Origin of the sequence: Marinobacter sp. MIT932201 (assembly GCF_047123295.1) — a bacterium.
GTDB lineage: Bacteria > Pseudomonadota > Gammaproteobacteria > Pseudomonadales > Oleiphilaceae > Marinobacter > Marinobacter salsuginis.
The window spans coordinates 2,732,445-2,744,878 of record NZ_CP138917.1 but is presented as its reverse complement, the minus strand read 5'-3'; the positions used below and the strand labels follow the sequence as shown (position 1 = coordinate 2,744,878).

Annotated in this window: 11 protein-coding genes; 5 read left to right on the top strand and 6 right to left on the bottom strand. The window is 58.1% G+C overall.

Annotated features, from left to right (window positions below; genetic code table 11):
• Window positions 1–108: 108 nt before the first annotated feature.
• On the bottom strand, window positions 109–924 hold the full coding sequence (locus SIC15_RS12530) for a pyruvate, water dikinase regulatory protein (RefSeq protein WP_069183263.1): 816 nt from the start codon (window positions 922–924) through the stop codon (window positions 109–111).
• A 206-nt stretch (window positions 925–1,130) separates the two neighbouring features.
• Between SIC15_RS12530 and ppsA the strand changes: the two genes are divergently transcribed.
• Together ppsA and rraA are read left to right on the top strand one after the other, a co-directional pair.
• Entirely contained in the window at window positions 1,131–3,467 is a 2,337-nt protein-coding gene (ppsA, locus tag SIC15_RS12525; protein ID WP_412537617.1) for a phosphoenolpyruvate synthase, read from the top strand.
• Window positions 3,468–3,497: 30 nt separating this feature from the next.
• On the top strand, window positions 3,498–3,977 hold the full coding sequence (rraA, locus tag SIC15_RS12520; protein WP_209396930.1) for a ribonuclease E activity regulator RraA: 480 nt from the start codon (window positions 3,498–3,500) through the stop codon (window positions 3,975–3,977).
• Window positions 3,978–4,028: 51 nt separating this feature from the next.
• On the opposite strand, the gene SIC15_RS12515 is transcribed toward rraA, so the two are convergent.
• The 3 genes from SIC15_RS12515 to SIC15_RS12505 all read right to left on the bottom strand — a co-directional run bounded on the left by SIC15_RS12515 (window position 4,029) and on the right by SIC15_RS12505 (window position 5,421).
• On the bottom strand, window positions 4,029–4,319 hold the full coding sequence (locus tag SIC15_RS12515; RefSeq protein WP_069183266.1) for a PilZ domain-containing protein: 291 nt from the start codon (window positions 4,317–4,319) through the stop codon (window positions 4,029–4,031).
• Between the two features lie 4 nt (window positions 4,320–4,323).
• Window positions 4,324–4,995 carry a TIGR04211 family SH3 domain-containing protein gene (locus tag SIC15_RS12510; RefSeq protein ID WP_069183267.1) on the bottom strand — a complete coding sequence of 224 codons (672 nt, stop codon included), beginning with the start codon at window positions 4,993–4,995 and terminating at the stop codon, window positions 4,324–4,326.
• Between the two features lie 126 nt (window positions 4,996–5,121).
• Entirely contained in the window at window positions 5,122–5,421 is a 300-nt protein-coding gene (locus SIC15_RS12505; RefSeq protein ID WP_069183268.1) for a YciI family protein, read from the bottom strand.
• 131 nt (window positions 5,422–5,552) lie between these two features.
• Here SIC15_RS12505 and SIC15_RS12500 point away from each other — a divergent pair, with 131 nt between their 5' ends.
• Complete coding sequence (locus SIC15_RS12500) at window positions 5,553–6,431, top strand: PHP domain-containing protein (RefSeq protein ID WP_305967323.1); 879 nt, start codon at window positions 5,553–5,555, stop codon at window positions 6,429–6,431.
• On the opposite strand, the gene SIC15_RS12495 is transcribed toward SIC15_RS12500, so the two are convergent.
• Window positions 6,428–6,970, bottom strand: a complete 543-nt coding sequence (locus SIC15_RS12495) for a YecA family protein (RefSeq protein WP_412536056.1) — start codon at window positions 6,968–6,970, stop codon at window positions 6,428–6,430. The two genes, SIC15_RS12500 and SIC15_RS12495, sit on opposite strands and share 4 nt — an antisense overlap.
• A gap of 3 nt (window positions 6,971–6,973) precedes the next feature.
• Window positions 6,974–10,117 carry a ribonuclease E gene (gene rne, locus SIC15_RS12490; protein WP_412536055.1) on the bottom strand — a complete coding sequence of 1,048 codons (3,144 nt, stop codon included), beginning with the start codon at window positions 10,115–10,117 and terminating at the stop codon, window positions 6,974–6,976.
• Between the two features lie 595 nt (window positions 10,118–10,712).
• On the opposite strand from rne, the gene rluC reads away from it, so the two are divergent.
• Complete coding sequence (gene rluC, locus SIC15_RS12485; RefSeq protein WP_412536054.1) at window positions 10,713–11,771, top strand: 23S rRNA pseudouridine(955/2504/2580) synthase RluC; 1,059 nt, start codon at window positions 10,713–10,715, stop codon at window positions 11,769–11,771.
• Window positions 11,768–12,415, top strand: coding sequence for an HAD family hydrolase (locus tag SIC15_RS12480; RefSeq protein WP_136631982.1), 648 nt, complete (start codon window positions 11,768–11,770; stop codon window positions 12,413–12,415). The genes rluC and SIC15_RS12480 overlap by 4 nt, the downstream gene beginning before the upstream one ends.
• The last annotated feature ends 19 nt before the right edge of the window (window positions 12,416–12,434 follow it).

Sequence of the window (12,434 nt, the reverse complement as noted above, 5' to 3'; positions counted from 1 at the left end):
CACAAAAAGGCGCTATGAAAAAGGGGTCAGATGAAATGTTCATCTGACCTCTTTTCACATCTGACCCCTTTTCAGTTACCCGGTCATTTCCCTGGCGCCCTGCGATGTTTAGCGGTGTCTTTTCAGCCCGGTTGTTACCATGATTCGGGTGGAGATTTCCTCTACGGAATAGGCCGTGGTGTTCAAGTAGGGAATCCGCTCACGCTTGTACATCAACTCGATTTCCTCGATTTCGTGCATGCACTGCTTGATGGAGGAGTAGCGGGAGTTTGGCCGGCGCTCGTTGCGTATGGTCGCCAGGCGTTCCGGATCAATGGTCAGCCCAAAGATCTTCTCTTTATGAGGTTTGAGTGCTTTGGGGATCTGTTGGTCTGCCAGGTCTTCTTCCGTAATCGGATAGTTGGCAGCCTTCACGCCATATTGCAGGGCCAGATAGAGGCAGGTGGGTGTTTTCCCGCTACGAGAGGCACCCACGAGGATCAGATCGGCTTCATCGTAATGCCGCGTGCGTGCGCCATCGTCATTATCCAGAGCAAAGTTGACCGCATTGATCCTGCGCTCGTAGCTCCCTTCGTTATTGATGGCATGGGATTTACCCACGGTATATGAGGAAGAGGACTGCAACTCTTCCTCCATGGGTTTGAGAAAGGTCCCGAAAATATCCACCATGAAGCCTTCGGCGGTGGCGATGATTTCCCGGATATCGCTATTTACAATGGTGTCGAACACCAGCGGGCGTGCGCCATCGGTCTCGGCCGCCTTGTTGATCCGTTTGACCATTTCCCGGGCTTTTTCTTCGTCCGCAATATAGGGAACGGTGACCCGTTCGAATTCGATCTTTTCGAATTGGGCCAGAAGGCTGTGCCCCAGTGCTTCGGCTGTCAGGCCGGTGCCATCAGAAATGAAAAAAGCAGTGCGTTTCATGCTGTATCGTCCGGTTCCATGGTTCCTTGATTACTGGCCTGGTGGCCTAGGTAATTTCCGCAGGTTACAGTATCATACACGCCAAGTCCGAGACTCCGCAGTGGATATTGCCTACTTTTACCGCTGGCCCGATTTTGCTCTTAGCTTCACAGACTCAAGGGAGACATGCTTTGGAAGATTACATTATCTGGTTTGATCACCTGGGAATGTCCGATGTCGATCGGGTAGGCGGCAAGAACGCCTCACTCGGCGAAATGATCAGTAATCTCGCCAACGCAGGTGTTACCGTTCCGGGTGGTTTTGCCACTACAGCGCACGCCTATCGCGAATTTCTCGCCACGGACGGATTGAAGGAGCGGATCGACAATGCTCTGGACGCTCTGGATATCAATGACGTAAACGAGCTGGCCCGGGTAGGTGCGCAGATTCGCCAGTGGATCATCGAGACACCATTCCCGGACGTTCTGGAAAATGCCCTGAAGGAATCGTTCGCCGCCCTGCAGGATGGCAATGAACACATGGCGGTTGCGGTTCGCTCCTCTGCCACCGCGGAAGACCTGCCGGACGCGTCATTCGCCGGTCAGCAGGAAACCTTCCTGAACGTGGTGGGCCTTGAGCAGGTTCGCACTTCTGTGAAGGAAGTGTTTGCCTCGTTGTTCAATGACCGCGCTATTTCCTACCGCGTACATCACGGTTTTGACCACAAAATGGTCGCGCTTTCAGCTGGCATCCAGAAAATGGTGCGCAGTGAAACAGCGGCCAGCGGCGTTATGTTTACCCTCGACACCGAATCCGGCTTCCGCGACGTGGTGTTCGTGACCGCTTCCTACGGCCTGGGTGAGACGGTCGTTCAGGGCGCTGTGAACCCGGATGAATTCTACGTACACAAGCCGACTCTGAAAGCGGACCGTCCGGCTGTGCTTCGCCGCAATCTGGGCAGCAAAGCCATCAAGATGGTCTACCACACCAAGCCCGGCGAGGGAGAATTCGTTGAAACCGTCAAGGTGGAGCAGGAAGAGCGCAACCGCTTCTGCATCACCGATGCCGAGGTGGAAGACCTGGCGCGCCAGGCGATGATCATCGAGAAGCACTACCAGCGTCCGATGGACATCGAGTGGGCCAAAGATGGGGACGACGGCAAGATCTATATCGTTCAGGCCCGCCCTGAGACGGTGAAAAGTCGTGCCTCTGCCAACGTAATGGAGCGTTATCTCCTCAAAGAGACCGGCAAGGTACTGGTGGAAGGCCGGAGTATCGGCCACAAGATTGGTAGCGGTCCCGTGAAGATCATTACCAGCATCAAGGAAATGGATCGTGTTCAGGCCGGCGATGTGCTGGTCACCGACATGACCGACCCGGATTGGGAGCCGGTCATGAAACGGGCCTCCGCCATCGTGACTGATCGTGGTGGTCGTACCTGCCACGCGGCGATCATTGCCCGCGAGCTTGGCATTCCGGCCGTGGTCGGTTGCGGCGATGCCACCGAGTTGCTGACCGATGGCCAGGAAGTCACTGTTTCCTGCGCCGAAGGTGATACCGGTATGATCTATGAGGGTGCACTGGACTTCGAACTGCGGGAAAACACCGTGGACTCCATGCCCAACATACCGTTCAAGATCATGATGAACGTGGGCAACCCGGACCGGGCCTTTGATTTCCAGGCGCTGCCGAATGAGGGCGTCGGCCTGGCACGGCTGGAGTTCATCATCAACCGTATGATCGGCGTTCACCCCAAGGCACTGCTGAACTTCGACGGGCTGCCGCGGGATATCAAGCAGACGGTCGAGAAGCGCATCTCCGGCTACAGCTCGCCGGTGGATTTCTATGTCGACAAGCTGGTTGAGGGCATCTCCACTCTGGCGGCTGCGTTTGCACCTAAGAAAGTGATCGTGCGGTTGTCGGATTTCAAATCCAACGAATACGCCAACCTGATCGGCGGTACCCTCTACGAGCCGGACGAAGAAAACCCGATGCTCGGGTTCCGGGGCGCCTCCCGGTATATCTCTGACACTTTCCGGGACTGCTTCGAGCTGGAATGCCGCGCCCTGAAGAAAGTGCGCAACGAGATGGGCCTGACCAACGTGGAAGTCATGGTTCCGTTTGTTCGTACGGTGGGTGAAGCAGAGCAGGTTGTGAATCTGCTGGCGGAGAACGGACTCAAGCGTGGTGACAACGGCCTGCGAGTGATCATGATGTGCGAGCTGCCGGCCAACGCGCTGTTGGCGGATCAGTTCCTTGAGCACTTTGACGGCTTCTCCATCGGCTCCAATGACCTGACCCAGCTGACACTGGGCCTGGACAGGGACTCGGGCATCATCGCGCACCTGTTTGATGAGCGTAACGATGCCGTCAAGGCCCTGTTGTCCAACGCGATTCAGGCCTGTAAGAAAGCCGGCAAGTATATTGGTATCTGCGGGCAGGGACCATCGGATCATCCGGATCTTGCCAAATGGTTGATGGATCAGGGCATTGATACGGTGTCACTGAACCCGGATTCGGTGCTGGATACCTGGTTCTTCCTGGCCGACGAAAAAATCGACTGAGTTTATTTCCAGGATAAGGAGAGCGGCAACGTGACGACGATAATTACCCCGGACCTGTGCGACGAATTTCCGGAAGTGCAGGTGGTAGAGCCCGGTTTCAACAACTACGGCGGCAACAAGGCTTTTGGCGGTGAGATTGTCACCGTGAAGTGCTTCGAAGATAACTCCGTGGTGAAAGAGCAGGTTGGCCAACCCGGAAACGGTCGTGTGATGGTGGTGGACGGTGGCGCTTCAAAGCGTCACGCACTGCTGGGTGACATGCTGGCAGAGAAAGCGGCGAGCAACGGGTGGGCCGGTCTTATTATCTATGGTTGCGTGCGCGACGTGGATGAGATTGGCAACACCGCCCTGGGTGTACAGGCCCTTGGCACTCATCCCAGAAAAAGTGAGAAGCGTGGCCTGGGAGACCTGAATGTTCCGGTCACTTTCCACGGCGTTACTTTCCACCCCGGGCACTATGTCTATGCCGACAACAACGGCATTATCGTCTCGGAAAAGCCTCTGATTTGAGGCCTCTGCGGGCACAGACAAAAACGGCGGCCAATGGCCGCCGTTTTTCGTTTAGCGAGTAACTTCGCTGATGTTGGTTCCCAGCAGGAATCCGTCGCCTTCGGCCTCGCAGCGAATCACTTCGCAAACCGCCTCAAGCGGCGGGAATTGATCACTGCTGGGGTGAAGAACCGTCTGGAGCTCCTCCCCCACGGCTACTTCCCGATCGACGTAAAGCTGCATGCCGGTGGCGCTCAGGTCGCGACACACCCCCTTGAAGCTATTGCCCTGGCTATCGGTGATCTCAATCTCAGAGTTTACCTGCATACGGTGGAAGTCGCGTTTTTCCGAATAGTCTTTCATGGCATCAGGCCCAGTTGTCGGTTTTTCTTGTCGGTTTGAGCATGGGGATGATCAGTGCCAGCAGCACACCACCAAGAACCAGGCCGGCGCCCAGCAACATGAAGTCGTATTCCTTGCTGGCTTCAAGACGTTCGTTTTCGGCCGTCAGTACCTCAAGGTCGTTGCGAATCTTCTGGTTTTCTTCACGGAGCTCGCGATTGCGACGTTCCAGGTTAATGGAATCTGCGGCGATACTCTTGATCCGCTGGAGCTCTTCCTGGAGCTCCTGGGAGCGGTCAGAAAGAGAGGCTTCAGAGCTTTCCAGGGCGTTACGTTCATTGACGACGTTGGACAACTGCTCCTTTACCTGGGCCAACTCAGCGCGGGTTTCTTCCAGCTGGCGATTGGCTGTCCGAAGGCGGTCTGCCGCGATAGGCGTTTCGCTCAGGTACTGGCTGGAAACCCAGCCCTCAGTGCCCTTGGGTGTGCGAACAAGGGTATACCCGGAATCGGACGCCTCGATCACTTCTAGCGGTGTGCCGCTGGGAACCGCGTTCTCGATGATCCGGAACTGGGAGCCCGCGCCGGATCTCACCGGAAGATACAACTGGTCGTCCACCCAGACAGTTTTGGCCTGGGCAACGGCAATGGACGACACTGCGAACAAGACACTGATGGCGAGACGAAAAAGCGTCACTGGTTACGTTCCCTGAAGTTCTGCGATTGAAATCTGAGCGTGATTAAAAGCGCAATTTTGTCACAGATGCCCCGCCGTGCAAGCGAGCCATCATTACAATAAACTCATAGAGCCCCATGGCATCGCTTACGGCAAAACAGCCTTGAAGGGCTTCACCACCACCTTCTGGTAGACGCCTGCATCCACATAAGGGTCGGCATCTGCCCACGCCTGGGCTGCTTCCAGGGAGTCGAACTCCGCGACCACCAGGCTGCCGGTAAAGCCGGCATCGCCAGGCTCTGGTGTGTCGAGCGCCGGGTGAGGACCGGCAACAAGTAACCGGCCTTCGGCTTTCAATGCCTGCAGCCGCTCGATGTGAGCAGGTCGCGCGGACTGACGCAACGGCAGGCTGTTCTCGACGTCTTCACTGATAATCGCGTAGTACATTCAGCTCTCCGTAATGACACTCATAACCGGGGTGAACAGCCAGACAATCAGCGGTCGTGTCGCGCAAGGGTTGGCTGGTACACTGTAAGCCCGCGGCACGCCGCCAGTTATCTGATGATTCAGGATATTTTGTGACTATACCGCAAGACCCGCATTTGTGCATTGATCTACATTGCCACAGCACGGCTTCCGATGGCGCGCTATCACCGGCCGCGCTGGTTGAGCGGGCTGCCGGTCGCGGCGTCACCCATCTTTCCCTGACCGACCATGACACGATCGCCGGCCTTGCCGAAGCGCAAACTGCTGCACAGGTACAGGGCATCGAGCTGATCCCCGGCGTTGAACTCTCCTGCCTCTGGAAAAGCCGCACGATCCACATCGTGGGCCTGGATTTTGATCCCGCTGCCGAGGGTTTTCGGCAGGCGCTTGAGCGGCAGAACGAGAATCGCTGGGCTCGTGCGCGAATGATCGCCGAGCGCCTGGGCAAGCTTGGTATTGATGATCTGCTGGCCAGGGCATCGGAGGCCGCCGGCGGGGACGTGCCGGGACGCCCGCACTTCGCCCAGGTTCTGACAGAGGCTGGCGTGGTCAATAATACCGGCCAGGCATTCAAACGGTATCTGGGCGCCGGTAAGCCGGGTGATGTAAAGGCCTTCTGGCCGGAGCTATCGGAGGTCGTTCGCTGGATTACCGAGGCGGGCGGCGTTGCGGTTCTTGCCCACCCCCGGAAATATCAGCTGACGGCAACCAAACTGAGGGAGCTGACCTCGGATTTCCGAAGGGCAGGGGGGCAAGCCATCGAGGTGTCCACCTCCGGGCAGTCCAGCGGCGACCTGGGCTTTCTGGCAGAGCTGTGCAGGAAAGAGAAGTTACTGGCGTCCCAGGGCAGTGATTTTCACTTTCCGGGTGCGCCCTGGTGTGAGCTTGGCCGCATCATGAAAATGCCAGACGGGCTTGAGCCGGTCTGGCATTCCTTCAGGCAACCCATTTTGAGGTCTGCGACGGGTTAATCCGGCGCGTGGAACAGAAGGTACAGGTCGGTCAGTGAGTCCGGAATGGCATCGGCCATTTGCCGGGACAACTTCTCACTGTTGCGAACCTTCTGGAAGTCCTCGTCGTCGAACAGTCCCGATAGGGTCAGCATAGGCACCATCAGATCGGCGGTCTCTTCCTCGCTGGATGCCTCCAGCCATTCCTCTTCATGTTCAAGGAAAGTGTCCACAAACCCGGCGCACCAGTTTTCCAGAGCGTTCATCGGGTCGCCGTCCTCCGGCTCCGGCAATTCCAGGGCCTGCCCCATATCCAGGGCATGGGCCATGTCATTTGCCAACTGGGCGGAACAGCGCCTGAACACCTCGGGAATCCCGGTGTCGGGCAACTGATCGGCGCCAGTGGCGAGGCGGAAGATGTCTTCCGCACTCAGTTCGGTCGGGCCGACGACGCTGGCGCAGACCACTCCGTGGAAACCGAAGAAGTCCAGGGCATCCTCTCCCCAGGGTTCCGCGAAGAGGATGTCTTCCAGCGCTTCAATCTCGGAGTTCGATAGCATCAGTTAGTTACTCCCGGCCTTCTTGGCCTCTTCCGCAGCTTTCTGGCGCTTGCGGACCTCTCTGGGGTCGTTGTAGGCGCGACCCGGTGTCACCGGCACGTCGACTGTCGGAGTCTCGGTGGGCGTGTCCTTCGCCGCAGGCTCCGGAGCAGAGGGCTTTTCGACTTTTTCAGCTTCTGCCTTTTCAGGCTCGGCCTTCTTTTCCTCGGCTTTTGCCGGTGCCGGTTGCTTCGGTTCCGGCTGGCTTTCCGGCGCCTCGACTTCGGCCGCCGCCTTCACCTCCGCCGGCTTCTCAGCTTTTCCGGGCTCTGCTGCCGCCTCTGATTTGGCTGCCGGCTCGGGTTTGGCCTTGGGCGCGGCTGCCTCTTTTGATTCAGCAGGCTGCTTTTTGGCTTCCGGTGCCTGCTCGCTTCCGGCTGCGGTCTTGGGTTCCGGCTCTGGCTTGGTGTCTGTTTGCTTAGCCTGCTCGGCAGCCTTTGCGCCAGCCTCTTGCGGCTTCGGGCGAGGTTCGGAGCTCTTTTCCGTTTTGGCGGCCCCACCTTTTTCGGCCTTTTCAGCGTTCAACTGATCAGCTTCAGGCTTTTCAACTTGCTTGCCACTGGCCTTTGCCGTCTCTTCTGACTGGGCCTGCGGTTTGCTGTCAGAGGGTGCCTTGGCTGAAGGCGTCGGCTCAGGCTTCGGCTCTTTAGTGGGCTGTTCCTGGGCTGCAGCTGGTTTCGGCGCTTCATTGGCCGCTGAAGCTGTATCAGTCCGGGATTCGGACTTCTCAGACTTTGCGGGCGCCTTGTTTGAAGACTCCATCGGTTGCTCGGCTTTTACTTCCGCCTTGCTCTCGTCCCGACCTTTTTCAGGTTGGGTGTCCTTCTGGTGCTTCTCGCTGCGGGCTGCTTTACGGTCCGCCGGTGAGGAGGCCGGTGTCTCAGCGGGCGATCCGTCACGATTACGCTGGCGACGTGGCTTGCGACGCTTTTCGTCAGAGCCGGACTTGTCAGCCGGGCCGGACTTGGTGGCGTTATCGTGCGCGCCCTGATCCTTCTGGTCCTTCTGGTCGCGGTTGTCCTTCTGGTCCCGCTGCGGCCTGTTGCGGCCACGGCCCTGGTTATCGCGACGGTTATCACGGCGATTATCAGAGCCTTTGTTGTCTCCGCCCTTGTTATCGCTTCCGCGATTGTCCGAGCCTTTGTTGTCAGCCCCCTGACGGTTCTGGTTGCCGCGGTTCTGGTCATCACTGCGGTTGCGTCCGCGCCCGCGGTTGTCATCACCACGGCTCTGTTGGCCGCCCTGGCGCCGGTCGTTACCACTGCGGTTGCCACCGGAGCGCTGTTCGTCACCGCGGGCTACCCGGGACTTGCGACGGTCCTGCCGTCCCTGGTTTCGGCGCTCTTCGCGCTGGCTCTTGCCCTGGTCGAGAATTTCGGTCTTTTGCTCTTCTTCGCCGCTGAAGAAGGCGGAGATCTTACGACCGAGCCGGCGGAACAGGCCTTCTTCCTGATCGGCTGCTTCCTCTGCTTTCGGTGCTGCCGGAGTGGGCGCGGGCGCGCTGGGCCGGATGGCCTTCACAGCGGCCTGCTCTCGAACCGGCTTTTCAGGAGCCGGAGCCTCAAAGATTTCCTCTTCGCGCTCGCTGTATTCCTGGGCCACCTGGTGGCTGGAGATATGCTCGGGCGTGGTCTCATCCTGACGCATCCGGATGATTTCAAAGTGTGGCGTTTCCATGTGTGGTACTGGCACCACAACAACACTGACTTCCTGGCGGGCTTCAATGTCCGCCAGTTGCTTGCGCTTTTCGTTCAGCAGGAAAGTGGCAACGGAAACCGGCACAACGGCCCGTACTTCGCCGGTCTTGTCCTTCGAGGATTCCTCGTAGATCAGCCGCATGATGCTGAGGGCGAGGGACTCGATACCGCGAATAGTGCCCTGGCCTTCGCACCGGGGGCAGACTTCGCTGCGGGTCTCACCCAGGGAGGGGCGCAGGCGCTGACGGGACATTTCCAGCAGTCCGAAACGGGAGATCTTGCCGACCTGAACCCGGGCCCGGTCGATTTCCAGGGCCTCCCGCATCTTCTGTTCCACTTCCCGCTGGTGCTTGGCCGGCGTCATGTCGATGAAGTCGATGACAATCAGGCCACCCATGTCACGCAGTCGCAGCTGGCGGGCGATTTCCTCGGCCGCTTCCAGGTTGGTCTGGAGTGCGGTTTCCTCGATATCCTGGCCTTTGGTGGCCCGGGAGGAGTTGATGTCGATGGAAACCAGGGCCTCGGTCGGGTCAATCACGATGGAGCCGCCGGAGGGCAGTTTTACTTCCCGCTGGAACGCCGTCTCGATCTGGCCTTCAATCTGGTAGCGGCTGAACAGGGGGATTTCATCCTTGTACAGCTTGATCTTGTTTTCGAACGTGGGCATGACGGCGCGGACGAAATTCAGGACGTCCTCGTAAACCCCGTTGGCGTCAATCAGCACCTCGCCGATATCCTGACGTAGGTAGTCGCGAACGGCGCGGATGATGACGTTGCTTTCCTGATGAATCAGGAAGGGCGCCTTGCGCTCACCAGCGGCCTGGGTGATGGCTTCCCAGAACTGCACCAGATAGTCCAGATCCCACTGGAGTTCTTCGGTGCTGCGGCCGATACCGGCAGTGCGGACGATGATGCCCATGGACTTGGGCACCTGGACATCGTTCATAGCTTCTTTGAGTTGGGCCCGCTCATCGCCCTCAATGCGGCGTGAAATACCGCCGGCACGGGGGTTGTTGGGCATAAGCACCAGATAGCGGCCGGCGAGGGAGATGAAGGTGGTCAGGGCCGCGCCCTTGTTGCCACGCTCTTCCTTGTCCACCTGAACGATTACTTCCTGGCCTTCGGACACTACATCCTTGATGTTGATCTTGCCTTCGATCTGGCCGGGAGATTTCTTGAAGTATTCCTTGGAAATTTCCTTGAGCGGAAGAAAACCGTGGCGCTCGGCACCGAAATCGACAAAGGCGGCTTCAAGGCTGGGCTCAACGCGGGTAATGCGGCCTTTGTAGATGTTGGCCTTTTTCTGCTCGCGGGAGCTGGATTCGATATCAAGATCAAACAGACGCTGGCCGTCAACGAGGGCGACGCGCAACTCTTCAGGATGAGTTGCATTAATGAGCATTCTTTTCATGGAAAGAAAGAGTTCCTGTCGTTTAATTTGACAGAAAACCAGAGGGGATCGCATCAGCGAAGCAGGATGTGCGTGCCGCGGGCCCTGTTACATCAAGGGCGGACCGGCGGCCAGACGAATCAGACCCTTCGGGGGTGTGATCCTGTCGGTCTGAGACCAACGCCGACGATCCGTCTGCCTGTAGGCAGGGAGAGGTCGTGTAAGGTTCGTGTCTGTTGACGCATGTTATCCGTTTTCAGGTTCACTCAGGTGCCTGGGTCTCACGTCGTATTCGTATGCTGGACGGCCCGGCCCTGGGTGGCAATGATTCTTCGCGATGTCGCCCGCGGTTTTCTGCGCGGTTTTTCTTTCTCCCGGGTACAGGATGCAGTCTTGTGAAGATCTGTCCTGGTCCTCCGGGAGCATTTCTCTCGCCGTTCCCGGTAGTGATTGGGTGCACGGCGTTCAAACTCTCGAATAGTGTCGGTATACTTCTGCCGCTCCGGCTTCTGACTTGAGTTGGTCAGGCCGTAGACAAACGGCAGAGCACGCCGGAATATAACAGTATTCAGGCACCCGTTCAATCCTGTAGCTACTCCATCATCCAAGGAACTTCATGTCCCGAAAGTCAGCCAGCAAAAAGCCACCCCGGACCAGGCCCGATAAGCCGGTCAGGACAAGTGAGGTTGGCGGTGGGAATGCTGCTGCCCGAGGCGAAGTTCGTCAGGGCGTTCAGTGGGTTAACGTGGATGAGGATAACGATGGTCAGAGGGTGGATAACTTTCTTCTTGCCCAGCTGCGTGGTGTGCCAAAGAGCATTATTTATCGAATTATCCGCAAGGGCGAGGTTCGGGTGAACAAGGGGCGCGTGAAGCCGGATACCCGCGTGAATACCGGTGATCAGGTGCGCATACCGCCGATTACCCGCAAGGAAAAACCCGAGCAGGTGGCGCCAGGTTCCCGGGTTCAGGGCGTCATGGAGGCGGCCGTTGTGTTCGAGAACGACCAGATGCTGGTGGTCAACAAGCCCTCCGGTATTGCGGTTCACGGCGGCAGCGGGCTGAGCTTCGGGTTGATTGAGGTGCTTCGTTCGGGTCGTCCGTCAGCAAAATTCCTGGAGCTTGTTCATCGTCTGGATCGCGATACATCCGGCCTGGTCATGGTAGCCAAGAAGCGATCGGCACTGCGTTTCTTGCAGGATGAGCTGCGACAGAAGCGCATTCGCAAGCACTATCATGCGCTGGTTGCCGGCGACTGGCCAGCCAGTATCGACCGGGTCGATGTGCCCCTGCTGCGCTATGAAATGCCAAACGGAGAGCGCCGGGTTCGGGTTGATGACTCTGGGAAAGCGTCCCTGACGACCTTTCGCTGCCTGGAACGCTTTGCCGGCTACAATCTGGTGGAGGCCTCGCCGATTACCGGGCGGACACACCAGATCCGGGTGCACAGTGCCTGGGCCGGTCATCCGATTGCGGGTGACGACAAGTATATGGATGATGTCAGCCTCAAAGCATTCCGCTCCATTGGCGGGCAGCGATTAATGCTGCATGCCCGCGCCCTGGAGTTCACCTTGCCGGTCACCGGTGAGTCGATGCGCCTGGAGGCGCCTTACGACGATGCATTCAACGACGTACTCAGGAAGCTTTCGGGGCGTCTTAAAGGATCCGATCAATGAACGTCAGAGTGGTTATTTTTGACTGGGACGGGACCCTGGTGGACTCGGTTGAGCACATTGCCGACAGTCTGCACCAGGCTGCGACCGAGTTGGGCTATCCGGCCCTGGAGCGGGAGGCCTACCGGGATATTATCGGCCTTGGCATGGTCGAGGCGCTGGAGAAGCTTTACCCGGGCATCAGTCGTGAGGAAATGAATAATATCCGGGAAGGTTACGCGCGTTATTTCTTCAGCAAGGTGACAACACCCCAGAATGTGTTTGAAGGGATGGCCGAGGTGGTGGCAGATCTTCGTGGATCCGGGCGAAGTTGTTCCGTTGCTACTGGCAAGAGCCGGCGCGGGCTGGATTTCGCTCTGGTCTCCAGTGGCCTGGGTGACCACTTCGAAATTACCCGATGCGCCGATGAAACCCGCTCAAAACCTGATCCGGCGATGCTTGAGGAGATCCTTCGGTTCTACCGCATTGAGCCGGAAGAGGCGGTGATGATTGGTGATACCCGATATGACCTGGAAATGGCCCGGCGTATTGGCATGCCTTCCATCGGGGTTGAGTGGGGTGTCCACAAGCGGGACGTGCTGGGCGATTACTCGCCGCACGCCATTGTTGATTCGGTGCCTGACCTTCGTCGGGTGCTGGGGTTGTAGGTTGTAGACAGACCGAATT

Coding starts and splice junctions, on each gene's coding strand:
- SIC15_RS12530 (WP_069183263.1), bottom strand. CDS start 924: ATGAAACGCACTGCTTTTTTCATTTCTGATGGCACCGGCCTGACAGCC.
- ppsA (WP_412537617.1), top strand. CDS start 1,131: ATGTCCGATGTCGATCGGGTAGGCGGCAAGAACGCCTCACTCGGCGAA.
- SIC15_RS12515 (WP_069183266.1), bottom strand. CDS start 4,319: ATGAAAGACTATTCGGAAAAACGCGACTTCCACCGTATGCAGGTAAAC.
- SIC15_RS12505 (WP_069183268.1), bottom strand. CDS start 5,421: ATGTACTACGCGATTATCAGTGAAGACGTCGAGAACAGCCTGCCGTTG.
- SIC15_RS12495 (WP_412536056.1), bottom strand. CDS start 6,970: ATGCTATCGAACTCCGAGATTGAAGCGCTGGAAGACATCCTCTTCGCG.
- rne (WP_412536055.1), bottom strand. CDS start 10,117: ATGAAAAGAATGCTCATTAATGCAACTCATCCTGAAGAGTTGCGCGTC.
- rluC (WP_412536054.1), top strand. CDS start 10,713: ATGTCCCGAAAGTCAGCCAGCAAAAAGCCACCCCGGACCAGGCCCGAT.
- SIC15_RS12480 (WP_136631982.1), top strand. CDS start 11,768: ATGAACGTCAGAGTGGTTATTTTTGACTGGGACGGGACCCTGGTGGAC.